Genomic DNA, 26348 nt, shown 5'->3' with positions numbered 1-26348 from the left:
TTTTGCTGCCCGCAAAGACCGCCCAAAACAGAACCCAGTGAACTGGCCCCGTTTGGCCGGACAGTAAGGCGCTTCCACGATAGGCCCTCATGAACCCGCGGGGCGGGCGCATTTTAAGGCCGGAATGCGGGTGGTTATTGTTGTAATCATCGATCCATTGGCCGCTCCGTCCGAGGATGGTTTCGGAACCGCTGATGCCGGCATTGACGACGGCCCGCCAGGCAATGATCTCCCGGGTCCAGCGGCGACGACGGCCGCCATCCGTGATGATCTCGATCTCAGGCATAAGCCCATGCTCAGGGATATCCCCAAGCCTCCCTGGCTATGCCTCACTGTCCGGCCAAAACGGGGGCCTGTTCAGCGACACGGGAAAGGCCGGATGTTCGTGGGACGTTCCTTCTGTGATCCTGGTTGCCAGCCTGCCATCCGGTCTGCGACAGTGATCAGGGGATTCCCCAGGTTGTGCCCATCATGCCGATTTATGAATTTGCTCCGGATCGTATCCAGCCTCTGACCAAGACCACTTTCGGTGCCATGCAGTTGCACGAGCGTCGTGACCTGCAACGGCTGCTGCGCGAGAACATTGCCGTCATCGCACCCGATACGTTGGTGATCGCCGAGGAATACGGCGAGTGGGACGACTCGCGCCGCCGCATCGACCTGCTCGGGATCGACCGCGATGCCAACCTCGTCGTTATCGAATTGAAGCGCACCGAAGACGGCGGTCACATGGAACTACAGGCCATCCGCTATGCGGCGATGGTCTCGACCATGACCTTCGATCAGGCGGTCGCCGCGTTCGACCGTTACCTGCGGCAGATCGGCCGCGACGACGCGGACGCACGGGGCGAGCTTCTGGCCTTCCTGGGGTGGGACGAGTCCGACCATGACCAGTTCGCGCAGGAGGTGAAGATTGTGCTCGCCTCGGCCGAATTCTCGCTGGAACTGACGACAGCCGTCCTGTGGCTGAACCAGCGCGACCTCGACATCAGATGCGTGCGCCTGCAGCCCTACAACCTGTCGGGCCAGGTGCTGGTCGATGTCCAGCAGATCATCCCACCCCCCGAGGCCGCCGAGTATCAGGTGCGCGTGCGCGAGAAGGTCCGCAAGGAACGCGAGGCGCGCACCAGCGGTGCCGATCATACGAAGTATGACCTGCGGCTTGGCCAGCAGGAGTTCCCGCGGGAGTCGAAACGTTGGGCGATCCTGCGGACTTTCCGCTATCTGGTTGAGAGCGGCATCGCACCCGAAACCGTGGCCAAGCACTGCGGTCCCCGCGCCAACCGTGCCCTCCGTTCGGTCGAGGGGGAGGTGGGGCACGACGACTTCGTGCGCCTCGCGACCAAATCTCGCGCTGAACTGGGCAAGCGCTTCGACCCGATCCGGTGGTTCTGCGGTGACGACGAACTGCTGCGTGTCGGCGGTCGCACCTATGCCTTCTCCAGCCAGTGGGGTGGCGACGACTGGTTGGAGGCGATGACCAATTTGCGCGACGCCTTCCCGGATCGTGGGATCGTTTTCACGCCCGCTGGCTGAACCCGCTGATCTGCCTTGTCTTTTGACTTGGGCAGAGCCGTGATGTCCGTGACACCAACTCGGGGACCGTCATGCCCCAGGACCAACGATGCCGCGCGGGACGCGTTCGGGCCTGCCGCCGGTTCCGTGGATACCGAGTTTAGGTGTTTCATGAGGGGCAGGCCACATGGCCACTCAGCCGCGCGGGCTTTTTGCTGCCCGAACCTCAGCCGAACACCCCGACACCCTGTCGGTGAAACGCAACCGCGGCACCATCCCGGTTCCACGCCGCCATTGCCTGGCCGGAAAAGCCGGACCCGGCATAGTCGGCCCGGCTGCGCACCAGCCACCATCCGTCCCGCGTCTCCAGCGCGGAGCCGGGGAAGTCGATCATCCAGGTCAGGCTCGATACCGGCGTCGGGCGCGGCAACAGCATGGCGGCCGCCGGCGGCAGCACGTCGAGGAGGGCCAGGAACGCCGCCTCCCCGGTCCAGGCGGCGGGATCGCGGTGCCGGACCCAGCACAGCAATTCCCCCTGGTCGCCCCCGGCGAACAGGGTGTCGGGGCTGACATGGCGCAGCTCGAAATTGCCGATGAAGGCCGGGGTGACCCCGGGCACCGGCACCAGTTCCGGCGTTGCCTCCGGCGGCGGCACCGGCGGGGCCGTCGGTGCCGCCAGCGTCAGCACCGATGGGCGGTCCGCACCGAAGCAGGCCGTCACCGTTGCCGCCACGCCGCCCCCGCCGGTCAGCAGCGCCTGGGCGAAGCTGGCCGTGCGGCCGCGCCGCAGCACCTGGACGCCGATATCCAGCGTTCCCACGGCCGGGCCGGCGAAGATCACCGCGAGGGAGCGCAGCGGCGCCGTTTCGCCCAGGCTGCGGCGCAGGGCCTGCAGCCCCACCGCCGCCACCAGACCGCCGAAGCCGGCACGGCCCTGGCTCCAATTGGCGGCGATCGGCACGGTGAAGCGGCCGTCCTGCTGCTGCATCGCCGCCAGGGTGCCGATGAAATCGAGATGGTCGATCATGGTGTCCTTAGGTTCATCCACCCATGGCATGCCGCCGTCCGCCGGTCTGACGGACGGACGTCGCCTCAGTCCCGGAAGCCCGGATCGGTCCGGTCGAGCTTGCGCAGCAGGGCCGGCCAGATCAGGGCCTGGGCCACCTGTCCCAGCCCCATCCGCCCCAGCGCCTTGTTCTTCTCGATGACCGCGTCCGCCGTGGGGTAGGGGGCGGCGCCGGCGGCGGCCGACAGGGTGCGCACCTGCATGGTGCAGGCCCGCTCCAGGAAATACATGCGGGCGAAGGCCTCCGCCGCCGTCCGCCCCAGCGTCAGCGTGCCGTGGTTGCGCAGCAGCATGAGATTGCGGTCGCCCAGATCGCGTTGCAGCCGCGGCCGCTCGTCATGGTCGAGCGCCACCCCCTCGTAATCATGATAGGCGAGGTCGGCCAGCACCAGCTGTGCCGTCTGGTTCAGCGGCAGCAGCCCGTCGGGCAGCGTGGCCACGGCGGTGCCGTCCGGTGTGTGCAGATGCATGACGCAGCCCGCATCGGTCCGCACCTCATGCACGGCGGAATGGATGGTGAAGCCGGCGGGGTTCACGGGATAGCCCGTATCCAGGACGATCTCCGCCTGCAGGTCGATCTTCACCAGACTGCTGGCCGTGATCTCCTCGAACAGCAGCCCATAGGGGTTGATGAGGAAATGATGCTCCGGTCCCGGCACGCGGGCCGAGATATGGGTGAAGACCAGATCGTCCCAGCCATACAGAGCCACCAGCCGATAGGCGGCGGCCAGATCGACACGCACGGCCCATTCCTCCGGGCTGACGCGGTCGCGCACGGATGCGTGCATGGTTTTCTCCTCCCTGATGGTGCGGCGGGTCATGGTTGCCCGCTTTCAGCGCCCATGCTTGGGCTGGGGCCAGTCTAGGGGCGGGGGATGGTGCTTGGCAATGCGGCTGGCAGACGGCCGCGTGGCCCGTGTGGGGGACTTGCCAGCCTCCCGGTCAGATCCTACAGTTGCCTGACAAAACAATCTGCCGTGCAGAAAATGCGCAGGGTGGTCACCGGGCAATGGAGGCGCGATCCCGTCCTTGCCGGTTCCACCCGCGGCGAAACCAGGGGGAAATGCCGATGACAGGACGTTTCGAGGTCCGGGGCGATGTGGGCGTCATCCATATCGACAATCCGCCGGTCAATGCCATCAGCCACGCCGTGCGTCTGGCCCTGATCGACGGGCTGGCCCAAGCGGCGGCCGATCCGGCGGTGCAGGTCGTGGTCATCGCCTGCGCCGGGCGCACCTTCATGGCCGGCGCCGACATCACCGAATTCGCCAGCGGCATGAAGCCCCCCGGCCTGCCGGAGGTGCTGGCGGCCATGGACGCCTTCGCCAAGCCCATCGTCGCCGCGTTGCACGGCACCGCCCTGGGCGGCGGCTTCGAGGTGGCGCTCAGCTGCGACTACCGGGTGGCGCTCGCCAAGGCCCAGGTCGGCCTGCCCGAGGTCAAGCTGGGCATCCTGCCCGGTGCCGGCGGCACCCAGCGCCTGCCGCGGCTGGTGGGCGTGGAGGCGGCGTTGCAGGCCATGATCTCCGGCGATCCCATCCCGGCGGCCCAGGCGCACACGCTCGGGGCCATCGACCAGCTGGTGGAGGGCGATCTGCTGGAGGCGGCCGTCGCCTTCGCCCGCGGCAAGGCCGGCACGGCGCGGCGCCGGGTGCGCGACCTGCCGCCGCCGGCGGTGCCGGACGGGTTCTTCGCCGCCGCCCGCCTGCGCGTCGCCAAGGAGAAGCGCAACCTGTTCTCTCCCCAGCGCATCATCGATGCGGTGGAGGCGGCGGTGACGCTGCCCTTCGACCAGGGCATCGCCCGCGAGGGCGCGCTGTTCATGGACTGTCTGCGCCACAGCCAGGCCAAGGCCCTGCAGCATGTGTTCTTCGCCGAGCGGCAGGTGACGCGCATCCCCGGTCTGCCGGCCGAGGTCAAGCCGCGGCCGGTGACGAAGGTCGCCGTCATCGGCGCGGGCACCATGGGCGGCGGCATCGCCATGACCTTCGCCAATGCCGGCATCCCCGTCACGCTTCTGGAAATGAGCCAGGAGGCGCTGGACCGCGGCCTCGGCATCATCCGCAGGAATTATGAGGCCACTGCGGCCAAGGGGCGGCTGACCACAGCACAGGTCGAGGCCCGCATGGGCCTGCTGACACCGACCCTGTCCTATGACGATCTGGCCGGGGCCGACCTCATCATCGAGGCCGTGTTCGAGACGCTGGAGGTGAAGAAACAGGTGTTCCAGCGCCTGGACAGGGTGGCCCGGCCCGGTGCAATCCTGGCCAGCAACACCTCCTATCTCTCCATCGACACCATCGCCGGTTACACCGGGCGGCCGCAGGATGTGCTGGGCCTGCATTTCTTCAGCCCGGCCAATGTCATGAAGCTGCTGGAGATCGTGCGCGGGGAGCGGACGGCCCCCGACGTGCTGGCCACGGCGCTGGAGGTGGCCAAGCGCATCCGCAAGGTCGGCGTGGTCGCCGGCAACGCCTTCGGCTTCATCGGCAACCGCATGCTGGAGGGTTATGGCCGCGAGGCCAACATCCTGGCCCTGGAGGGGGCGCCGCCGCAGCAGGTCGACAAGGCCCTGGTGGAGTTCGGCATGCCCATGGGCCTGTTCCAGATGATGGATCTGGCCGGGCTGGATATCGGCTACAAGTCGCGTCAGGACCGCGATCCCGAGAGTTTCGATCCGCGCAGCGGCCGGCTGGGCGACCTGCTGGTGGAGGCGGGGCGGCTGGGGCAGAAGACCTCGGCCGGTGTCTATGACTATGTCCCCGGCGACCGCACGCCGAAGCCGTCGGCGGTGACGGCGGGGCTGATCGCCCAGGCGGCGGCCGAGGTCGGTCTGCCCCAGCGCACGATCGGCGACCAGGAGATCGTGGAGCGCTGCTTCCTGGCCCTGTTCAATATCGGCTGCGAGGTGCTGCGCGAGGGCATGGCCTACCGGGCCGGCGATATCGACATCGTCTATCTCTATGGCTACGGCTTCCCGGCCTATCGCGGCGGTCCCATGTTCTGGGCGGAGCATGAGATCGGCCTGCCGGCGGCGCTGGAGAAGATCCGCCACTATGCCCAAACCTATGGCGCCCGCTGGTGGACGCCGTCGCCGCTGCTGGAACGGCTGGTGGCGGAAGGGAAGGGGCTGAAGGACCTGTGATCCGGGACCCGGCCGCCGCCCGTACCGGGGCGGCGGCCGGGGAACCGCCGGGGCGGCCGCACGGGCGAGGCATGCGCGAATGCCCCTCGCCGCCCCGGGGTGGCCGGGCTATCAAGGCGGCCATGGACACGAGCGGCACTTTCGAGATCTTCGTCGTCACCACCCCCGGCCTGGAAGCCATGCTCTGCGCCGAGATGAAGGCGTGCGGCTTCACCGGGCTGAAGCCGGTCAAGGGCGGTGTGGTGACCATGGGCGGCTGGCCACAGGTCTGGCGCGCCAACCTGATGCTGCGCGGGGCCACGCGGGTGCTGGCGCGCATCGGCGCCTTCCGTGCCCTGCATCTGGCGCAGCTGGACAAGCGGTCGCGGAAGTTCCCCTGGGCGGAGGTCCTGCGCCCCGACGTTCCGGTCCGGGTCGAGGCCAGTTGCGCCAATTCCCGGATCTATCATGCCGGGGCCGCGGCCCAGCGCATCAGCCGGGCCATCGCCGAGGAGCTGGGCGCGCCCGTGTCCGACGAGGCGGCACTGGTGGTCAAGGCCCGCATCGACGACGACCTGTGCACCATCAGCATCGACACCTCGGGCGAGTCCCTGCACAAGCGCGGCCACAAGGAGGCGGTGAACAAGGCGCCCATGCGCGAGACACTGGCGGCCCTGTTCCTGCGCCAGTGCGGCTATGACGGGCGGGAGCCGGTGGTCGATCCCATGTGCGGTTCCGGCACCTTCGTGCTGGAAGCGGCGGAGATGGCGGCCGGCCTGTATCCCGGCCGTGCGCGTGCCTTCGCGTTCGAGCAGCTGGCCGGTTTCGATGCCGACGCCTGGGCGGCGCTGCGGGCCAGCGGCACCCCCGTGGTCCCGGCCGTCCGCTTCCAGGGCAGCGACCGCGATGCCGGCGCCGTCCGCATGAGCCAGGCCAATGCCGAGCGGGCCGGTGTGGCCGGCTGGACCAGTTTCCATCACCACGCCATCAGCAATCTCGAACGGCCGGACGGGCCGCCCGGCCTGGTCATCGTCAACCCGCCCTATGGCGGGCGCATCGGCGACACCAAGCAGCTCTATGGCCTCTACCATGTGCTGGGTCAGACGCTGATGCAGCGGTTCCAGGGCTGGCGCGTCGGTGTCATCACCAACGAGCCGGTGCTGGCCCGCACCACCGGCCTGCCGTTCCTGCCCACCACCGGCCCGGTGCTGCATGGCGGCATCAAGGTTGTGCTCTACCGCACCGGGATACTGGGCGGCGGCCCGGCCTGAGCGCGGGGTCGCCGCTCAGTCGGCGGCAGCATCGGTGCCCGGTGCGATGGCCAGGGCATCGGCCGCCTTCAGGGCCGCTGCCGCCAGACGTTCCAGATCGGTCAGGGCCGTGTCCACCGCATCCCGGTCGCCGCGCCGGGCCGCCTGCTCGGTGCGGCGGGCGGCATCGGCAAGGGCGGTGAAGCCGATGCTGGCCGCCATGGAGACCAGGGCGTGTGCTTCATGCCGCACCACCTCCAGCGTCCCGGTGTCGGCCCGCAAGCGCTCCAGCCGACTGCGGGTGCCGTCGCGGAACATGTCCAGAAGTTCCGCCCGGACCTGGGAGCCGACACTCTGCCCCAGGGCCGACCAGACGTCGGTGTCCAGGGGCAGGTCGGGATGGGCGGGTGGCGCCGTCGCGGTCCGCCCCTGGGCGGATGGCGGGCTGTTCTCGCCGCCGCCCCACCGGGTCAGGGCGGTCAGCAGCACCGCGCGATCGACGGGCTTCGGCACATGGTCGTCCATGCCGGCTGCACGGCAGCGCGCGACTTCCTCGGGCAGGGCATTGGCCGTCAGTGCCAGGATGGGAACCGCGGCCACCTTGGCATCTGGCAGCCGGCGGATGGCGCGGGTGGCCGCCAGCCCGTCCATGACCGGCATCTGCACATCCATGAGGATGAGGTCAAAGCCGCCCTGGATCGCCAGTTCCAGGGCACGGGCGCCATCCTCGGCCAGGATGACCTGATGGCCCGCCTTGGACAGCATGGCGCCCACCAGCATCCTGTTGGCGGGCAGATCCTCGGCCAGCAGGATGCGGAGCGGCCGACCGCCCTCGCCGACAGGGCTCTCCGCCCGGTGATCGGCGGGTGCATCGGTCTCGGGCAGTGGGACGGTGAACCAGAAGGTGCTGCCGACACCCGCCTGCGTCTCGACACCGATCTCACCGCCCATGCGCTCGATGATGGCTTTGGAGATGGCCAATCCCAGACCGGTGCCACCATATTTGCGGGCGGTGGAGGCGTCGACCTGGCTGAAGCGCTGGAACAGGCGGTGCCGCTTGTCCGAGGGAATGCCAATGCCGGTATCACGCACGGCCACACGCACCAGCCCGCCCTCGCGCGTCAGTGACAGAGTGATGCCGCCGGCGGCCGTGAACTTTACGGCATTGTTCAGCAGGTTCAGCAGGACCTGCCGCAGCCGGTGCCAATCGCCCAGGACCCAGCGCGGCAGGTCCGGGGCCGTTTGCACCGTCAGGACCAGCCCCTTTTCCGCGGCGGCGGCGGCGATGATGCGGGCGGTGCCCTGGGCGAAGGATGTCAGTTCGAACGGTTCCGGCAGCAGCTCCATCCGCCCGGATTCGGCGCGTGACAGGTCCAGCACGTCATTGACGACCACCAGCAGCGAACGGGCGGCATCGCGCACCACCTCGGCCCACTGCCGCTGTTCGCCGGACAGCGGTGTCTCCAGCAGCAGATCGTTGAAACCGATGACGCCGTTCAACGGTGTCCGGATCTCATGGCTCATGCTGGCCAGGAAGGCCGATTTCGCCTCTGCCGCCTGTTCGGCCGCCTCCTTGGCCTCGGCCAGACGCTCGTTGCTGTCCAGCAGATCGCGGGTCCGATCCTCGATGATAGCCTCCAGCTCCTGCTGCCTGCGGCGGAGGAAAGCAGTTCGTGCCTGGACGATCAGCAGGATGCCGCCCAGGGCGGCGGCCCCCAGCAGGACGCGGAGCCACCAGGTCTCGTACCAGTGCGGCTCGATCAGGATGGGGAAGGCGATTTCTCCCGCCACCGTCCCGGTGCCGGTCCGGAACGCCCGGACCCGCAACAGATATTCCCCGGCGGGCAGGTTGGTGTAGGTGGCTCCGGGCAGCCCCTGGGTGCTGACGATCCAGTCCTGGTCGAAGCCCTCCAGCCGATAGCTGTAGCGCAGATCGCCGCGGGCCCGGTAGTCCAGCAGGGCGAAATCGAGCGTCAGGTTCCGCTCGTCGGCATCCAGCGTCAGCGGGCGGCTGGGGCCGGGCAGGGCACCGGGGGCAACCGGGTGCTGGTTGATGGACATTGCGGTGATCGCCAGTCTGGCGGCGGCCCCCTGGCCGCTGACCGGCTCTGGATTGACGATCGACAGGCCTCCGGGGCCGCCGAACAGCAGCTCGCCCTGGGGACCTCGCCCGACCGAACGGATGAAGTAACTGTCCACCGTCAGTCCGTCCCGCTCCCCCAGGGGACGCACGGCCAGGCTCGACATGTCGACCATGACCAGACTGTTGGGGGTGGCCGCCCACAGGCGGCCGCTCTCGTCCGCCATCATGGAATCGACATTGTCGGCCGGCAGCCCCTGATGCCGATCGATGACCTTGAACTGCGGTGTGCCGGCCAGATCGGCCATGGTGGTCATGGCGATGCCGCCGCCCGAGGTGCTGAACCAGACGCGCCCGTCCCGATCCGGCACGATGGCGGTGATGTAGCCGTGCGGCAATCCATGCGGATTGGCTGGGTCGGCACGCACATTGCGAAAGCCCGTGGCGCCGGGATCCCCGATACTGAGGCCACCGGCGGTTCCGACCAGGAACCGGCCATCGCCGAGGCGGATCGCGATCCGCACATGGTTGTCGACCAGACTGGTGGGATCGTCGGGCACATTGCGTTGAACGCTGCAGGCTCCGGTGCCGGCGGCAACACGGTAGAGCCCGTCATAGGTGCCGACCAGCAGCGTGTCGCCATCCAGTCCGATGAACAGCACCACCTTGTCATCGACACAGGGGATGGCGGACGGCGTGACCGCCAGGGTCCGGCCATCAATGCGGGCGATGCCGCGCGATCCGGCCAGCATGTCGCCGTCGGGCAGGCGGAACAGGGCCTGCACATCACGCCCGGCCTGGGGTTCGGGAAGACGCAGCCGGTGGATCTCGTCCTTGACCAGATCCAGCACATCGATGACCCCCAACGCCTGTCCGGTCCAGACACGGCCCTGGGCGTCGGTGGCCGACGAAAACACGCCGGCCTGGGAAAGCCCGTGCTTGGTCAGCGGCGAGGCGAACATGCTCTGCACGGTCTGCGCCTGACTGTCGTGGCGCTCTGCGCCCCGATGGGTGCCGACCCAGATATTGCCGGTGCTGTCGCGGACCAGGGTGCGGATGCCGTCGCCGTTGAGACTGGTGGGTATGGCGGGGTCATTGACCAGCCGGTCCAGATAGCCGGTGTCCATGTCCAGCACGATGACGCCGGCACCGTCCGTTCCCAGCCAGAACCGGTTCGGCTCCACCTCTAGAATGGCGCGCACCGTGCGCCGCTTGGCGACGCCGCCCGGCTCGCTCAATCCCGGCAGGGTATGGGCGATGCCATCGCGGGGGTCGATATAGCCGACGCCGGAGAAGCCGGTCCCGAACCAGATGCGTCCGTGGCTGTCTTCCAACAGGGACCAGGTCTCACCTTCCAGGACCGACTGTGCCGCCGGCCCGTCGGCCTTCAGCCGTTCGAAAAGCGTGCCGCCCGGACGCCGGACCGCCAGGCCGAAGCGTCCGCCGATCCAGAGATTGCCGTGGCTGTCCTCCAGCACACCGAACAGGCGCTGGGGTTTCGGTCCCGGTTCGCCTTTCACCAGGATCGGCACATGGCGGATGCTGTTGCTGGCGATATCGAGATGGTCCAGCCCCAACTCGCTGGCGATCCAGGCACCACCGTCATGGGCGGGGGCCAGGGCGAAGATCTTGGCATGCGCCGTTCCGTTCTCGCCCACCGGGTAGGTCCGGAACCGGTCGGAGCGCGTGTCGTAGCGGGCCAGACCGCCGGCATTGGTGCCGACCAGCAGGCCGCCATCCTCCAGCGGCAGCAGGGCCCGGATATAGGTGTCGGGCAGGGCATTGTCGCCCTTCCCCTCCATGACCCGTACACGGTAGCCGTCGAAGCGGGCCAGCCCGCCGAAGGTGCCGATCCAGATCAGCCCGTCCTTGTCCTGCGCCATGGCGCTGACAGTGTCGTGGGGCAGTCCCGCGCGGGTTGTCAGGTCGTGAAAAACGATCGAGGCGAACCCATCCCACGGATTGGCCGCGCGCTTGCCGTCCTGTGCGGTTGCAGAAAGGGACAGGGTCAACAGAAGGGAAAGCAGCAGCCAGCCGAAGATTGGCCGGGCCTGCATGCGGCGCACCGCTGCATCGAACCTGTCGGTCACCGCTGCTCCTTGGGCGGGCCTGAAACTTCCGGGGGAAGACGGCTGGCTCGCCAGACGGTTGGGTGTATCCACCACAACTGCAGACCATCGCATGCAGCCTGTTAACACGTCAACATTGCCCTGGCGATTCAGCTGCGGACCAGGGTTGCAGGCTGTCGGCCAGAGCGAACAGACGTGGCTGCCGACGGCGCTTCAGGCCGCGCGGGCGGGCTGCGAGGTCGTCCAGGGATGCCCCGTGGGCAAGGGCGTCCGCCGCGAACCGGACCGGATCGGCGCCGGATCGCTCGGCCAGAAGCAACAGCCGTTCAATCCGGTCAAACTCGATGGCCCCGCCAGTGGCAGCACAGGCAAGAGCGCCATAATCATCATCCCGCTGGCTTCGTGCCAGCACTTCGGCATTGAACCGGCGGGCCGCCCGGGCATCCGTGCCGATGCCGGTCGCGGGGGCAAGATGGTCGCCCGCCGTCAGCGCCAGCAACAGGTCCGTAAGCCGGTCTGCGGGAAGATCAGCCAAGACGCCGGACCCTTGGGCCAGTTCGGCCGCCGTTGCCGGTCCCGACTCCAGTGTCTCCAGGACCAGTGTCGCCAGATCCCGTTCCAGGGGGATCTCCCCCCGGGGAAAGGCCAGGGTGGATGGCAGGAACTCCGGGGCTGTCAGCCGCAGAAAGGGCTGGTGCCACAGCCGCGCCTGCCGTTCCTCCGCCGACAGGGGGTGAGGGGCCCGGACATAGATGTCGCGGCGGAAGGGCTGATTGGTCAGGAAATCCAGCAGGCTTTCCCGCCGCACCGGGTCGGATTCCGCGGCCAGCAGAGCGCGGGCATCCGACGGCAGGGCCTCCAGCCCGATCTGATCGGCCAGCAGGGCCGAGGCGGCCAGGGTCAGGCCGATGCCGGCCAGATCGGCCGCCACGTCGGCACTGTAGTGGGGTTCCCAGGTCTGGTTGAAATACTCATGGGCCAGATAGGCCACCGGCCGGCCCGCCAGCAGTTCCAGCCGCTGCGCGGCCTGTGGATTGGCAGCGAAATAGCCGCCGCCGGCACGGGCCACCGACTGGGCGAAGGCGACGGCGGCCGGAATCCGCCGGGAGAGCGGCCCGTCCTCCGCCAGCAGCCGGTCCAGCATCAACCGCCGCAGGCCCAGATGCTGGGACCAGCCCGGAAGCACATTGTAGCCGAGATAGACCAGTCCGCCCGGCTTCAGCCGGTGGCGGATGAAGTCCAGCAGCAGCGCCCGCTGCCCGGCATCGACCCAGGACCAGATGCCGTGCAGGGCGATGATGTCGAAGGCAGGAAGGTCCTCGTCGCGGTAGCCGGCGAAGTCGCAGCCGGAGACCGTCAGGTTGTCCAGCCCGGCGCGCAGAGCCAGGGCGGCGGCTTCGCCGACGTGGTCCGGGTTGAAGTCATTGCCGTAGAAACGGCCCGTCGGGTTGGCCGCGGCCGTCAGCGCCAGGGAGAAGCCACGGCCGAAGCCCAGTTCGCAATAGGTGAAGCCCGGCTCCAGATCCGGCGGGCGTATGCCGGCCGAGAGCAGGGCCAGGGCCAGATTCCGCGGCATCATGGCGGCATGATGCCCGGCCGTATAGGGTACTTCGGTGACGTAACCGTCGGTCCAGGGCTGCATGCTTGAGAGATCGGGGCAGGTCGGCGGGCTGCCGCTTCCTACACCAGACGGCGGGCTGCCGCCATCCTCCCGCTGCCGAAGTGGCGTTTACAGCCTGTCCCGGGGCGTGCAGTCTGGCCAAAACGCCTGTGGAGAGGAAACGGAGCCCGCCATGCAGTTCGATTTTCGAACCGTCGGTACGATTCTCTGCCAGCCCGGCGCGGCCGCGCGGCTGCTGGAGCAGTGCCGCGCCCTGGGGATGACGCGTCCGCTGCTGGTGAGCGACCCCGGTGTGGTCCGGGCGGGGCTGACGACGCCGTTCCTGCAGGCACTGGCCGCGGGCGGCATGCCTGTCGCTGTCTTCGATCAGGTAGAAGCCGACCCGCCCGAGGATGTGGTCCTGGAGGGCGTGGCCGCGGCCCAGGGTGCCGCGGCGGACGGGGTGATCGGGTTCGGTGGTGGCAGTGCCATGGACACGGCCAAGCTGGTGGCGGTCCTGGCCCGCCCCCGTGCCCAGGCTCTCGCGGACATCTATGGAACCGACCGGGTCAGCGGTCCCCGTCTGCCCCTGATCCAGATCCCGACCACGGCGGGGACGGGATCGGAAGTGACGCCGATCGCCATCGTCACCACCGGGGAAGCACAGAAGATGGGGGTGGTCGCCCGGCAATTGCTGGCCGATACCGTCATTCTCGATCCGGACCTGACATTGGGTCTGCCACCCGCCGTCACCGCCGCGACCGGCATCGACGCCATGGTGCATGCCATCGAGGCCTTCACCAGCCGGTTGCGCAAGAATCCCTTGTCCGATGCGCTGGCGCGTGAGGCGTTGCGCCTGCTCGGCGGCGCCATCGTCCGGGCCGTGCAGGCGGGAAGCGACCGCCAGGCGCGGGCGGATATGCTGCTGGGGGCCATGCTGGCCGGGCAGGCGTTCACCAATGCACCGGTGGCTGCGGTTCATGCTCTGGCCTACCCGCTGGGCGGGCACTTCCATGTCCCGCACGGACTCAGCAACGCGCTGGTGCTGCCCCATGTCGTCCGCTTCAATGCCGTTGATGCCGGGACGCACTATGCCGAACTGGCGCCGCTGCTGTTTCCCGATCTGGGCGCACAGGCTCCCGACGCCCGTGCCGCACTCTTTGCCGACCGTCTGGCGGCTCTGATCCAGGCCCTGGGGCTGCCGACCACCCTGCGTGCGGTCGGGGTGACGGAACGGGATCTTCCCCTGCTGGCCGAAGACGCCATGAAGCAGCAGCGGCTGCTGGTCAACAATCCGCGGCCCTTGTCCCGGGACGACGCCCTGTCGATCTATCGACTCGCGCTATAGGTGCGGTAATTTGAAGCAGACACGTCGCGCGTGCGCATGACAAACCGGGCCAGAAGCGCGGGGTGCCGTCGATGCTCTGGTGGCCAGCGGAAAGGTAGCGGCCTGGATTGACCGCCAGCATGAGCCGTCACCCTTTGGTCGAATTTCTGCGGAATTTCGAAATACATCCTTAATGAATATATCTTTATTGATTAAGTGACTGCTCTATCCTACAGAAAACTGGTTCCATGCCACAGCCGGGCAGAGGTGGGGATCGTGGTGACGTCTGGAAAAAACGGAAATGGCCCGGATCTGTCCGCCCTGATCGCGCAGTTGCCCACCACCGTCGCCGATCAACTCTATGAGGAAATCGCCCAGAGCGATGCCGACGGGGCACGCCGTCAGGCCGTGCGCACTGCCCTGGTCGGCAAGCTCAATGCCGAGCGGCGCCAGCATGCCCGGCGCCTGTTCACGGATCTGTTCCGGGCGATGCTGAGCCATGATCCGCTGCTGTTACGGCCGGATTTCAGCACGGTCGGCGTCATCCAGCCCATCGATATCGGCGGCATCTGGGCGAAGCTGTCGGAAAAGGCCATGGCTCCCCTGGCCCGCAAGGCGGAAACGCTGCTGCGCGATCTGGCCCAGACCATGCCCCTGCGCGTGGCCTTCCGTGACCCGGCGGTGCTGTCGCTGCAGGCGGCCATGCGCACCCAGGCCCTGGACAGTCTTGCGGCGGCGCTGGCTGGCGGAGCGGCCGGAAAGACCTTCCTGGACGACGTCAACCGCTGGCGGCTGGCCGAAGGGCGCCGCATCCGGCTTGGCTTCGAGCCGCGTCCCTGGGGCATGGACGATCTCAAGCTGGTCCACGGGGTGCTGGTCACACTGGCGCCGCTCACCAGCCTGCTGGACGGGCTGCGTGAGGCCGGGGGCAATGCCGAGCGGCTGCGGGTGGGGCTGGAGCGGGCCGCGGTCGATCTGGCGCAGCTGGGGGCGCCGGCGGAGCAGCTGGGGGCCCTGCTGCCTGAGACATTGTTGCATGCGGATCGGCTGTATCTGGCGGGACGTCTGGCCCTGCTGCATGGGCCGCGACGCTGGCAGGAACCGGTGGTTGTCGCCCTGGTCCGGCATCTCGGCCGCACCGCCTTCTCCCTGGTGGAAGAGATCCTGGCCGCCATCGGCGTGGATGAGATCGTGCGGCCGGGGTTGGTCTTCCCGGTGCCGCGGCGGGCGCAGCTGGACCGGGAACTGGATCATCTCGACACGCTGCTGGGCCTCTTCGAGGATCTCGACCTGATCAACCATCCGCGCTACGGGGCCATGGCGCGGGATTATCTCGACCGCATGGTCCGCCGGATGGAGACGGAGTTCTATCCGGTCCTGGTGGAGCGGTGCGCGGCCGAGGCGCGGAGCATCATCCGCCCGATCCCCGATTATGATGCCCTGGACTGGGCGTTGGGCTTCTGCAACCGGTGGCGCTCGGTGCTGAAGCGGAGCCTGTTCTGGGGCACCGGGCACAGTGAATTCCGCGACCGTGTGCTGGATGATCTGCGCGATGGATTCCGCGGCAGTTTCACCCGGACGGGCTATGACGGGCCGGTGCAGCGTATCGCCCACGCCCTGCATCTGTCGCAACTCGGCAGCCGGCTGGACAGTGTCTGCACCGACTGGGTCGGTCTGCTTGATCAGGGGGTGGTGCGCACGGTGGTCGAGCGGCTGAAGCATCCGCAGGTGCTGAGCGCTGCCGAAGCTGCCTTGCTGCGCGGTTTCGCCGTCCTGGCCGAGGAGGAGCTGAAGCGGACCCGCCATTGGCGTGATCCCGCGTTGCAGGAACTGGTCGACCGGGCCGCCGAGCGCCTGGCCACCGTCGAAGAGTGACCATCGCCTTGCCGCTCCCCGGGGGAGCGGTTCCTCCGTTTCCTGTCCCGTCGCCGGATCCGGTCAGTACGTCTCCCCGGTCCTGTCCGCCACCGCCAGCGGTGTCCAGCCGTCGCGCCCCAGGCCCTCCAGCGGCTTGAACCGGATCTTGTAGGCCATCTTGCGGCTTCCGGCGATCCAGTAACCCAGATAGGTATAAGGCAGCCCCTCGCGGCGGCACATCTCGATCGTCTGCAGGATCAGCCAGGTGCCCAGGCTGCGGCGCGGCTGGTGCGGATCGAAGAAGCTGTAGACGGCGGACAGCCCGTCATCCAGGCAATCCGCCAGCAGGGCCGCGCACAGGCTGCCGTCCGCCGTCCGCACCTCGATCATGCGCGTATCGACCTGCCCCTCTTCGACCATGGCGTCGAAATCATCCCGGGTCATCCGGCTCATATCGCTGTCGCCATGCCGTGCCGCCTGATAGCGGCGGAAGAGGCTGAACTGCTCTGTCGTCGCCACAGCGGGTTGCAGGGTGGCGGAGAGGTCGGCATTGCGTGACAGCAGCCGCCGCATGGTGCGGTCGGGCGTGAAGGCAGCAACGGGGACGCGCACGGGAACACAGGCGGTGCAGGCCGGGCAGACCGGCCGGTAAACGATGTCATGGCTGCGGCGGAACCCGGCCCGCGACAGCGAGGAATTGACGGTGGGAGCCTGCGGCCCCATCAGGCGCGTGAACAGTTTGCGCTCGATCTGGCCGGGAATATAGGGGCAGGGCAGCGGCCCCGACCGGAAGAACTGCTGCACGGGTTGATGGGGTGGGGCAATGATCGTCATGATGCCGTCAGAGTCCCGCCCATCCCGATGCTTCAGCCCGTGCTGTCCTGGCCGAAGAAGGCCGCGCCGATATCGCGGGAAATGTCGGCGAAGATGATCTGCAAACCGTCCAGATACTCATGCAGTCCGCTCGTGATCACGGAATCGATGGTGCTGGCGCCCAGCGCGGCCCGCACCTCATCGACCCGCTCCAGCACGATGTTACCATTGCGCAGCCGGTATTTCGACGTCAGCCGGTGTAACAGCTGTTCCATTTCGCAGACACAAACCAACACCGACCGGGGGAAGGCGTCGTTGAACAGCAGGAAGCCGGCCACAGCCGCCGGGGTCATGCCGCGGGGATAGACCCGGCGGAAGGCATGATAGCCGGCGGCCGAACGCAACAGCGTATTCCACTGGCTGACATCGACGGGCGTGCCCACGGCGGCCACGGATGGCAGCAGCGTGTGGTACTTGATGTCCAACAGGCGTGTGGTCTGGTCAGCGCGTTCCAGGTATTTGCCGACCTGGTAGAAATACCAGCCCTGATCGCGGAAGAAGGTGCCCTCGGTGATTCCGGTGTGGGCCTGGCAGGCTTCCTTGATGAAGCTGCACAGACGCTGGAGGTTGTGCCGGGCCAGATCATGGGGGCCGAGAGCCAGCAGCCGGTTGTAGAAGACATTGATCTGCGACCACATCTCGGTGCTGATCAGCGGGCGCAGCTGCCGGGCGTTCTCGCGGGCGGCACGAACGGCCGCCAGGATGCTGGTGGGATTGCCGGCGTCGAGGATGTAGAAGGCCAGAACATTTTCCGGAGTCATTTCCCGGTAGCATTCCAGGAACCGGGCTTCATCGGCATTCAGCGTCAGGATCGGGCGCCAGTCGATGGCGCCGTCGCCGTCACGGGCAAAGGTTTCGTTGACGTCGAGGATGCGGGCCAGATTCTCGGCCCGTTCCATGTAGCGGGCCAGCCAGAAGATGCATTCGGCATAGCGGGCGAGCAGGGTCTGCATGGTCAGTCTTCCCTCACCGGCCCTGGGACTGGCTGGACGACGCCCGGGCCTGACGCGGCTCACAGCGGCCGCTCAGCACCCAGGTGTCCTTGGAGCCGCCGCCCTGGCTGGAATTGACGATCAGCGTGCCGCGTTTCAGCGCCACCCGCGACAGGCCGCCGGGCAGCACCCAGGTGCCGCGGCCGGTGATGGCGAAGGGCCGCAGATCCACATGGCGGGGCTCGATCCCGGTTTCGACCAGGGTGGGGCAGACCGACAGCGGCACCATGGGCTGGCTGATATAGTTGGCCGGATCGGCCAGCAGCTGCGCCCGGCATTCGTCCAGCTGGGCGCGGCTGGCCTTGGGGCCGATGGTGATGCCGTATCCGCCGGCTTCACCCACCGGCTTCACCACCAGCCGGTCCAGATTGTCGAGCGTGTAGCGCAGCGCCTCCGCCTCGCGGCAGATATGGGTTTCCACATTGGGAATGAGCGGCTCTTCCCCCAGGTAATAGCGGATCATGCGGGGCACATAGGCATAGACGGCCTTGTCGTCGGCGACACCGGTGCCGATGGCGTTGGCCAGGGCGACATTGCCCTTGCGGTAGGCCTCGAAGATGCCGGGCACACCCAGCATGCTGCCCGGATTGAAGGCCCGCGGGTCCAGGAAATCGTCGCCGATGCGGCGGTAGATGGCATCCACCCGCGTCAGCCCGCTGGTGGTCTTCATGTAGACCTTGTCGTCCTGCACGACGAGATCGCGCCCCTCCACCAGGGGCACGCCCATTTCCCGGGCCAGGAAGATGTGCTCGAAATAGGCGGAGTTGTAGGCCCCCGGCGACAGCAGCACCACCCGCGGCTCCCCCGAGGGGGAGGATGCCGGCGGTGCGATTTCGCACATGGCCTCCAGCAGCTTCATGCCGTAATTATCAACCGGACGCAGGCCGATATCGGCCATGAGGTCGGGGAAGGCGCGCTGCATCATGTGGCGGTTCTCCACCACATAGGACACGCCGGACGGCACCCGGCCATTGTCTTCCAGCACGCGGAAGGTGCCGTCGCCATCGCGGACCAGATCCACGCCCATGATGTGGATGTAGGTGCCGAAGGGCAGGTCCAGCCCCATCATCTGCGGGCGGAAATTGGCGTTGCCCAGCACAAGTTCGGCCGGAACGATCCCATCCTTGAGGATCTTCTGTCCGTGATAGATGTCGTGCAGGAACAGGTTCAGGGCCGTGATGCGCTGGGTGACGCCGGCTTCGAGATGGGCCCATTCCGTGGTGGAGATGACCCTGGGGATGACGTCGAAGGGCAGGATACGGTCAATGGCCTGGGCTTCGCTGTAGACCAGGAAGGTGATGCCGAGATTGTAGAGTTCGCGCTCGGCATCGGCGGCCCGGTGTTGCAGGTCGCCGAACTCCAGCTGCGACAATCTTTGTCGGATCAGGTCGGCATGGTGGGCCGGCCGCATGGCGGACCCGAAGAGTTCGTCATAGAAGCCGTTGGCGTCATAAGCGGCCAGCAGGCGGCCTACACCCGTATCCGATCCGATCACGGAGTCCCCCACGCCCTGTTCCGTGGTTCTCGGGCACCTTGGGCGATCCTGGTGCCCGATTTTTCGCATGTGCGAAAACGAGCCTATCAGATCGAGCCGGTTTGACTAGGGGGCAATCTTCGCGCCGCGGTGGTGTCCCTCACGATGCTGCGCGCGGTCAGCGGGTGGTGGTCGGTCCCGGAAGCGGCGGCAGCGGAGCAGGACGAGTCGGGGCGGACGACGGTCCGGTCTGCGCTCCGCTTTGCGGTGCCGTCTGCGGCACGGCGGCCCCCGGGACGGCTTGGCCCGCCGCGGGAGCATCGGGCACCGGCTGTCCGCGCAGCAACACGATGCTGATGCGGCGGTTGCGCGGCGATTTCGGGTCGGTGGGGAACAGCGGGTCGCGGTCGGCCCGCCCCACCACCGTTTCGAAGCGTTTCGGGTCGATACCCGTCGCCTCCAGGGCGCGGCGGCTGGCATTGGCCCGGTCGGTGGACAGTTCCCAGTTGGTGTAACTGCTGCCGGGCGGATAGGGGCTGCTGTCGGTATGGCCGCTGACCGACAGCCGGTTCGGCAGCTTGCCCACGGCCTGGCTGACCAGACTCAGCAGCTGGGCGGTCTGGGGGAACATCTTGGCGCTGCCACCGGGGAACATGGAATAGCCTTCCTGGTCCACAAGCTGGATGCGCAGGCCTTCCCGTGTCTGGTCGATGATGAGGTTCTGGGCCAGATCGCGCAGCTCCGGCACGCTCTGGATGGCCTGGCGCAGTTCCTGGGCCGCTTGCTGGAACTGTTCCTGTTCCAGCTTGGCCAGGGCCTCCTTCAACTCCTTCTCGTCAATCTTGCCGTCATGATTGGCATCTGCGGATTTGGTGGCGCCGGCGCGTTCCAGAATCGACAGGCCGCCGCCGTCCGGCCCGTAGCCCTTGCCGTCGCTGGCCTCGGTGGGCGCGCCCTTGCCGGTGCTGGGGGACTCGTCCTTTTCCTCCTCCTCGCTGCCGCCGGGCGGCACGCTGGGCACCGGCATGGCCGGCGATACGGGGGAACTGTCATTCATCATGGCGCCGGGCGCGGTCATGGTCCGGCCGCCCATGACACCGCCGGCGCCGCTTTCCTGTTTCGAGGCACTGGCGGGCGCGAAATAGTCGGCAATGCCCATCTTCTGCTCGGCCGTGGTGACGTTCAGCAGCCAGAGCAGCAGGAAGAACGCCATCATCGCCGTCACGAAATCGGCATAGGCCACCTTCCAGGCGCCGCCATGATGGCCTTCGCCGCCCTTGTAGACCTTTTTGATGATGATGGGCGCCTTCTCTTCGCCGCCCGCACCGCCGCTTGCCACCAGGGAGCACTCGTTCCGGATCAACCCTTTGGCGACTGTAACAAGGTGGGGGGGCGACGCAAATGGACATCTTCGGTCAGCGCTGTGACCTTGCGCCCGCTTGACAGGTCGGCTAGGGGTTGATCCGTCCTCACCGTCCGACGCTGGAGTTGCCCCCGCATGAGCCTGGATGCCCGCGCCTTCCGTGATGCCCTGGGCTGTTTCGCCACCGGGGTCTGCGTGGCGACAACCCGGACCGTGGATGGCCGGCCGCTGGGGGTCACGGTCAACAGTGTCGCCTCCGTCTCCCTGGACCCGCCGCTGGTGCTGTTCTGTCTGGACCGGGAGGCGGAGAGTCTGGCTGCTTTCTCCCAGGCCCCCGGCTTTGCCCTGACCATGCTGGCCGAGGAGCAGAAGCCGTTGTCCCGCGCCTTTGCCGGCGGGCCACCCGACGAGCGCTGGGCTGGGGTCGATCCCCAGTATTGGGAAACCGGGGCGCCCGTGATTCCCGGCGGTCTGGCGTCGCTGGACTGTATCCGTCACGCCATGCATGACGGCGGGGACCATGTGATCCTGGTCGGGCGCGTGGTCCGGCTGTGGAGCCGGTCCGACGGGCGGCCGCTGCTCTATTTCCGTGGCGGGTATAACAAACTGGCCTGAGCTTGATTCTTACGTCGGCTCCGTCGAATCCGGCGTCTGCGCGACGGCCTGCGGGCGGTCTGTGCAATAAAAAATCGGATTCCAGGGGGCTTGCTTTGTATTCCGTGGCCGTAGCGGCCCTCGGGGCGGGCGCGGTTTCTTTTTTTGTGGGGGGCTTCCAAACCATTGGGTCGGCTGCCTTAATCAAGGTGACAGGGAGAGGTGGTCCGTGCCGCTTTGCGGTCGGGGGCCGCCGGAATTGCCAAGAACCGAGTGTCCGCCAGAACCCACTGCCAGCCAGAACCGGGCGCCGGACGGCCGCGCCCGATCATGCGGAGAAGCCGGCCCATGCAGCAGAGTTTCGCCGATGCCGCCGCCATGGTGGCGGCCCTGCGACCGGATCGTCCGGTCACCTGCTATCGCCCCCAGGTCCTTGCCGACCGCGCCCGGGCCTTCGTCACCGGCTTCCCCGGTGAGGTGCTCTACGCCGTCAAATGCAACCCCGATCCGCTGGTGCTCCAGGCGCTGTGGGATGGCGGCATCCGCCATTTCGATACGGCCAGCCTGGCCGAGATCGAGACGGTCCGCCGTCAGTTCCCCGAGGCCGGCTGCTATTTCATGCATCCGGTGAAAGCGCGGGAGGCCATCCGCACGGCCTATGAGCGCCATGGACTGCGCCATTTCGTCGTCGATCATGCCGACGAGCTGGAGAAGCTGTGGGATTGCACCGGCCATGCCGGTGATCTCGTGGTCATGGTCCGCCTGGCCACGGCGCGCGGGGCGGCCGTCTATGATCTGGGCGGCAAGTTCGGCTGTTCGGTGGAGCAGGGGGCGGCCCTGATGCGGGCCGCGGCCGCCCGCGGACTGCGTGTCGGCCTGTGCTTCCATGTGGGCAGCCAGTGCATGACGCCGACCAGCTATCTGGCGGCCTGCACCCTGGCCCGGCAGTGCCTGGACCGGGCCGAGGTTGCTCCAGCGGTGATCGATGTGGGGGGCGGCTTCCCCACCTCCTATGTGGGTCCTCAGCCCCCTCCGCTGGACGATTTCTTTCAGGCCATCCGGGCCGGGCTTGATCTGATCGCGCCGCCGGCGGACTGTCAGGTCTGGTGTGAACCCGGCCGCGGCATGGTGGCGGCGGGCGCCTCGATCGTGGTCCGGGTGGAACTGCGTCGCGACGACCACCTCTATCTCAATGACGGGGTCTATGGCTCGCTCTGCGATCTGAAATTCCCCGGCATCCATCTGCCCATGCGGATCATCCGGCCCGGTGGACAGGCAACGGCGCCGCTGCGGCCCTTCAGCCTGTTCGGCCCCACCTGCGACTGTTATGACCAGTTGCCGGGACCCTACATGCTGCCGGCGGACATCCGCGAGGGGGACTGGATCGAGATCGGGCAGGCGGGGGCCTATACCGGCGTGACCCGGACCGGTTTCAATGGCTTCCATGCGGATGAGACGGTTGTCGTGCGTGACGGGGCCTTCCTGCCCGAACCGGCCATGCGTCCACCGGAACCGGCCCATATCGCCGCCTGAATCTTCACCACCCGCCCGTGCCCGTGCTAAGCAGGGGCACGGGAAAACATGCAGCGGGAGGCGGGCGGATGCCGGACTTCGTGGAAAAATCCGTTCTCGGTCTGTCCGCCACCGGGTTCCACCGCATGGCCTACACGGAATGGGGCCGCGGTGCGCGTACCATCGTCTGTGTGCATGGGCTGACGCGCAACGGCCGTGATTTCGACGTGCTGGCACGCGATCTGGCCGCCAGCCTCAATGCCCGGGTCATCTGCCCCGATGTGGTCGGCCGCGGTCACAGCGACGCCCTGGCCAACCCCGATCTCTACGGCTATCCGCAATATCTCGCCGACATGGCCGTGCTGCTGGCCCGGCTCGATGTGGAGACGGTGGACTGGATCGGCACCAGCATGGGCGGGCTGATCGGCATGCTGCTGGCGGCGCAGCCGCGCAGTCCCATCCGCCGGCTGGTCATCAATGATGTCGGTCCGTTCGTGCCTAAGGCCGCGCTGCAGCGCATCGCCGATTATGTCGGTCGTGATCCCCGCTTCGCCGATCTGGCGGGGGTCGAGGCCTATCTGCGCAGCCATTATGACGGGTTCGGTGCGCTGGAGGATGCGCAATGGCGCCATCTGGCCGAACACAGTGCCCGGCGCCTGCCCGAGGGGGGCTATGCCCTGGCCTATGATCCCGCCATCGCCAAGGCTTTCACCGGTGTCCCGCTGACGGATGTCGATCTCTGGCCGGTCTGGGCGCAGATCCGCGCCCGTGTGCTGGTGCTGCGGGGCGTGCAGTCCGATCTGCTGCTGGCCGAAACAGCGGCCCGTATGACAGTCGAAGGGCCGAAGGCGGCGCTGGTGGAGGTGCCGGACGCCGGCCACGCGCCGGCCCTGATGGACCCGGCCCAGATCGCCGCCATCCGCGGGTTCCTGGCCGATGCCTGATCGGCTCGGGCGCCGGCCGGCCGGCCCCTTGCCGGTCGAGCCGTTCCGGCAGCGTTTTCCGTGGATCGGCGCGCATCTGCAGACGGTGCGCAACACGCTGGTGCGGCCCCGCTTCCCGTTGGAGCCGGGCGAGCGGCTGGACTTCCCCATGCCCGACGGCAGCGGCGACAGCCTGCTGGCCCGGCTGAACCGCCCGTCGGAGCCTGACGCCGGGCGCCCGCTGGTGCTGCTGGTGCATGGACTGAGCGGCTGCGACAGCAGCTATTACATGCTGGCAACGGCGCAGGCCCTGATCGCCCAGGGCTATCCGGTGCTGCGCCTGAATCTCCGGGGCGCCGGTCCTGGCTGTGGAATGGCCCGGCAGCGGTATCATGCCGGGCGCACGGACGACCTGCGGGCCGTGTTGGCCCAACTGCCCGCGGACCTGACCGCCGCCGGTGTCGTACCGGTGGGCTATTCGCTCGGCGGCAATGCCGTTCTCAAGCTGCTGGGCGAGGGAGACCTGCCGGCCCTGGTGGTGGCCGGTGCGTCCGTCTCGGCGCCCATCGATCTCGCCGCTGCCTCGCGCCGTTTCCTGGACCCGGGCAATCGCCCCTATCATTCCTGGCTGCTGGGCAAGATGAAGCAGGAGATGGCGGCCAGTGCCGCCCTGCTGGAACCGCGCTGGCTGGCCGCCGCCGCTGCGGCGCGTTCGGTGTGGGAGTTCGATGACACCATCGTCGGCCCCTGGAACGGCTGGAGCGGGGCCGAAGAATATTACCGCGTCAACTCCGCCCGCCAGTTCCTGCAGGCCATTCCGGTGCCGACCCTGATCATCCATGCGCTGGACGATCCCTGGATACCCGGGGCCAGCTATCAGGCGGTGAGGTGGCGGGACAATCCCGATCTGCTGCCGCTCCTGCCGGCCCATGGCGGTCATGTGGGCTTCCATGGACGCGGCGGTCCGTGGCATGACCGCTGCCTGCTGACCTTTCTTGCCGCTATAGCGGGCTGACAACGGGCCAGAGCTGCTGTTTACACTGTTCGGAACTGGGGTGCGGACGCGCAGGGGGATGGCGGCATGCGGCGGATGTTCGGCGGGCTTGCGGTATCGGTCCTGCTGGTGGCCACGGCCGCCGCGCAGCAGGACGCCCCCTCCGCTCAGACTGCCACCGATTATCTCGGACGGACTCCGGTCAGCCTGCTGGACTGGGGCATGCTGCGGCTGGAGCGCGATCTGACGGCAGCCGTTCAAACGGCATTCCCCGGTTCCAACCGTGCCGGCCCCGTGCGGGTCGGTGCCTTCTACCGGCCGTTCGACCGGCGTGTGCTGGCCTATGTCTCCCTGGCCTTGCCGGAGCGACAGCGCACCGAGGCGCAATGCCGCGAACTGTTCACTGCGGTCCGTGAGCAGTTGCTGGCCGGCGCGCCCGGCGGCGCCGAGGGGCCGCACTGGTATCTGAAGCGGGTGTTCGGGTCCGATGTCCGCCGGTCGGAACCGCTGCCCGACGATTTCGCGGCCGGCCTGCTGGATCTGGTGCTGTTGGAAGTGACCCTGCGGGTACCGCCGGGCGAGGCCTTCGGCAATGGGCCGGGCAAGCTGGCCTGTGCCGGCCGGCTGGACGCGGAGACGGCCCATCTGGTGCCGCCGCCGCGTCCCCAGGGATAAGCGCCGGAATCACCCGCGCTTGAGCAGCCGTGCGGCATCCACGGCGCCATAGGTCAGGATGGCGTCGGCCCCGGCCCGCTTGAAGCCGAGCAGGGTTTCCAGCAGGGCGGCGTCATAGTTCAGCCAGCCATTGGCGCTGGCCGCCTTCAGCATCGCGAACTCGCCGCTGACATGATAGACGAAGGTGGGGACGGCGAAGCTGTCCTTGACCCGGTGGATGATGTCCATATAGGGCAGGCCCGGCTTGACCATGACCATGTCTGCACCTTCCTGCAGATCCAGGGCCACCTCGCGCAGCGCCTCGTCGGTATTGGCCGGGTCCATCTGATAGGTCTTCTTGTCGCCCTTCAGCAGGCTGCCGGTCTGGACCGCGTCGCGGAACGGACCATAGAAGGCGCTGGCATATTTGGCGGCATAGGCGCAGATCCGCACGTCCTGGTGTCCGTGCGCGTCCAGCGCGTCACGGATGGCTCCGATGCGCCCGTCCATCATGTCCGACGGCGCGATGATGTCGCAGCCGGCATCGGCCTGCACCAGCGCCTGCCGCACCAGCACGTCGACGGTCTCGTCATTGAGGATGCGGCCATCGGCAACGATGCCGTCATGCCCGTGGGAGGTATAGGGGTCCAGGGCCACGTCACCCAGCAGGCCGATGTCCGGCACGGCCGCCTTCACCGCCCGCATGGCGCGACACATCAGATTGTCGGGATTGTGGGACTCGCTGCCCACCGGGTCCTTTTTGGCGGCCGGGGTGACCGGAAACAGGGCCAGACAGGGAATGCCCAGGTCACGGGCTTCGGCGGCGGCTGCGACCAACCGGTCGATGGACATGCGTTCCACGCCCGGCATGCTGGTCACGGCTTCGCTGCGGTTTTCGCCCTCGATGACGAACACCGGCCAGATCAGGTCATCGACGCGCAGCACCGTCTCCGCGACCAGACGGCGGACCCAGGGTTCGGCGCGGTTGCGGCGCGGACGCAGGCGGGGGAAGGCGCCGGGAGCGGATGTGGCGGCAAGGGCAGGACGGTTCGACTTGCTGTAGGACATGGGACACCGGGAT

19 protein-coding genes and 1 pseudogene are annotated in these 26348 nt (G+C 67.9%); 10 read left to right on the top strand and 10 right to left on the bottom strand.

Features of this window, described 5'->3' with window-relative positions; genetic code table 11:
• Positions 1-67 precede the first annotated feature (67 nt).
• Positions 68-235, bottom strand: a pseudogene (locus DK368_RS22000) (integrase core domain-containing protein); the annotation flags it as partial.
• Positions 236-471: 236 nt separating this feature from the next.
• Here DK368_RS22000 and DK368_RS09770 point away from each other — a divergent pair.
• On the top strand, positions 472-1536 hold the full coding sequence (locus DK368_RS09770; protein ID WP_114393766.1) for a PDDEXK family nuclease: 1065 nt from the start codon (positions 472-474) through the stop codon (positions 1534-1536).
• Between the two features lie 205 nt (positions 1537-1741).
• Here DK368_RS09770 and DK368_RS09765 read toward each other — a convergent pair whose 3' ends face one another.
• The gene (locus DK368_RS09765; protein WP_162305953.1) at positions 1742-2563 is read right to left on the bottom strand and encodes an acyl-CoA thioesterase; all 822 of its coding nucleotides are present in this window, start codon (positions 2561-2563) and stop codon (positions 1742-1744) included.
• Between the two features lie 44 nt (positions 2564-2607).
• The gene (locus DK368_RS09760; RefSeq protein WP_114393765.1) at positions 2608-3369 is read right to left on the bottom strand and encodes a class II aldolase/adducin family protein; all 762 of its coding nucleotides are present in this window, start codon (positions 3367-3369) and stop codon (positions 2608-2610) included.
• 281 nt (positions 3370-3650) lie between these two features.
• On the opposite strand from DK368_RS09760, the gene DK368_RS09755 reads away from it, so the two are divergent.
• Positions 3651-5726, top strand: a complete 2076-nt coding sequence (locus DK368_RS09755; RefSeq protein WP_114393740.1) for a 3-hydroxyacyl-CoA dehydrogenase NAD-binding domain-containing protein — start codon at positions 3651-3653, stop codon at positions 5724-5726.
• A gap of 122 nt (positions 5727-5848) precedes the next feature.
• A complete protein-coding gene (locus tag DK368_RS09750; RefSeq protein WP_114393764.1) occupies positions 5849-6976 on the top strand; it encodes a THUMP domain-containing class I SAM-dependent RNA methyltransferase in 1128 nt (375 codons plus the stop codon).
• Positions 6977-6991: 15 nt separating this feature from the next.
• Here DK368_RS09750 and DK368_RS09745 read toward each other — a convergent pair whose 3' ends face one another.
• Complete coding sequence (locus DK368_RS09745) at positions 6992-11125, bottom strand: hybrid sensor histidine kinase/response regulator (protein ID WP_162305952.1); 4134 nt, start codon at positions 11123-11125, stop codon at positions 6992-6994.
• A gap of 109 nt (positions 11126-11234) precedes the next feature.
• Positions 11235-12746 carry a class I SAM-dependent methyltransferase gene (locus tag DK368_RS09740; RefSeq protein WP_114393738.1) on the bottom strand — a complete coding sequence of 504 codons (1512 nt, stop codon included), beginning with the start codon at positions 12744-12746 and terminating at the stop codon, positions 11235-11237.
• 151 nt (positions 12747-12897) lie between these two features.
• Between DK368_RS09740 and DK368_RS09735 the strand changes: the two genes are divergently transcribed.
• On the top strand, positions 12898-14052 hold the full coding sequence (locus tag DK368_RS09735) for an iron-containing alcohol dehydrogenase (RefSeq protein ID WP_114393737.1): 1155 nt from the start codon (positions 12898-12900) through the stop codon (positions 14050-14052).
• Between the two features lie 258 nt (positions 14053-14310).
• On the top strand, positions 14311-15906 hold the full coding sequence (locus DK368_RS09730; protein ID WP_155524535.1) for a hypothetical protein: 1596 nt from the start codon (positions 14311-14313) through the stop codon (positions 15904-15906).
• 63 nt (positions 15907-15969) lie between these two features.
• Here DK368_RS09730 and DK368_RS09725 read toward each other — a convergent pair whose 3' ends face one another.
• From DK368_RS09725 to DK368_RS09710, 4 genes are all read right to left on the bottom strand, one after another.
• Positions 15970-16722, bottom strand: a complete 753-nt coding sequence (locus DK368_RS09725; protein WP_114393735.1) for an arginyltransferase — start codon at positions 16720-16722, stop codon at positions 15970-15972.
• Between the two features lie 32 nt (positions 16723-16754).
• On the bottom strand, positions 16755-17714 hold the full coding sequence (locus DK368_RS09720; protein ID WP_114393734.1) for an alpha-E domain-containing protein: 960 nt from the start codon (positions 17712-17714) through the stop codon (positions 16755-16757).
• 13 nt (positions 17715-17727) lie between these two features.
• A complete protein-coding gene (locus tag DK368_RS09715) occupies positions 17728-19164 on the bottom strand; it encodes a circularly permuted type 2 ATP-grasp protein (protein WP_114393763.1) in 1437 nt (478 codons plus the stop codon).
• Between the two features lie 241 nt (positions 19165-19405).
• Positions 19406-20566 (bottom strand): flagellar motor protein MotB, encoded by a 1161-nt coding sequence (locus DK368_RS09710; RefSeq protein WP_114393733.1) that lies wholly within the window; start codon positions 20564-20566, stop codon positions 19406-19408.
• Positions 20567-20725: 159 nt separating this feature from the next.
• Between DK368_RS09710 and DK368_RS09705 the strand changes: the two genes are divergently transcribed.
• The 5 genes from DK368_RS09705 to DK368_RS09685 all read left to right on the top strand — a co-directional run bounded on the left by DK368_RS09705 (position 20726) and on the right by DK368_RS09685 (position 25288).
• Complete coding sequence (locus tag DK368_RS09705; RefSeq protein ID WP_114393732.1) at positions 20726-21205, top strand: flavin reductase family protein; 480 nt, start codon at positions 20726-20728, stop codon at positions 21203-21205.
• Between the two features lie 327 nt (positions 21206-21532).
• Positions 21533-22717, top strand: a complete 1185-nt coding sequence (locus DK368_RS09700) for a type III PLP-dependent enzyme (protein WP_114393731.1) — start codon at positions 21533-21535, stop codon at positions 22715-22717.
• Positions 22718-22785: 68 nt separating this feature from the next.
• Positions 22786-23640: an alpha/beta fold hydrolase gene (locus tag DK368_RS09695; RefSeq protein ID WP_114393730.1), complete on the top strand. Its 855-nt coding sequence runs from the start codon at positions 22786-22788 to the stop codon at positions 23638-23640.
• A complete protein-coding gene (locus tag DK368_RS09690) occupies positions 23633-24634 on the top strand; it encodes a YheT family hydrolase (protein ID WP_114393729.1) in 1002 nt (333 codons plus the stop codon). Before DK368_RS09695 ends, DK368_RS09690 begins: the two co-directional genes overlap by 8 nt.
• 66 nt (positions 24635-24700) lie before the next feature.
• Entirely contained in the window at positions 24701-25288 is a 588-nt protein-coding gene (locus DK368_RS09685; protein ID WP_114393728.1) for a hypothetical protein, read from the top strand.
• A gap of 9 nt (positions 25289-25297) precedes the next feature.
• Here the strand turns inward: DK368_RS09685 and hemB are convergent, their stop codons facing one another.
• Positions 25298-26335, bottom strand: coding sequence for a porphobilinogen synthase (gene hemB, locus DK368_RS09680; RefSeq protein WP_114393727.1), 1038 nt, complete (start codon positions 26333-26335; stop codon positions 25298-25300).
• Positions 26336-26348: the final 13 nt, after the last annotated feature.

The organism is Oleisolibacter albus (genome assembly GCF_003336875.1).
Taxonomy (GTDB): Bacteria; Pseudomonadota; Alphaproteobacteria; order Azospirillales; family Azospirillaceae; genus Niveispirillum; species Niveispirillum album.
This window is presented reverse-complemented; position numbering and strand designations above follow the sequence as displayed.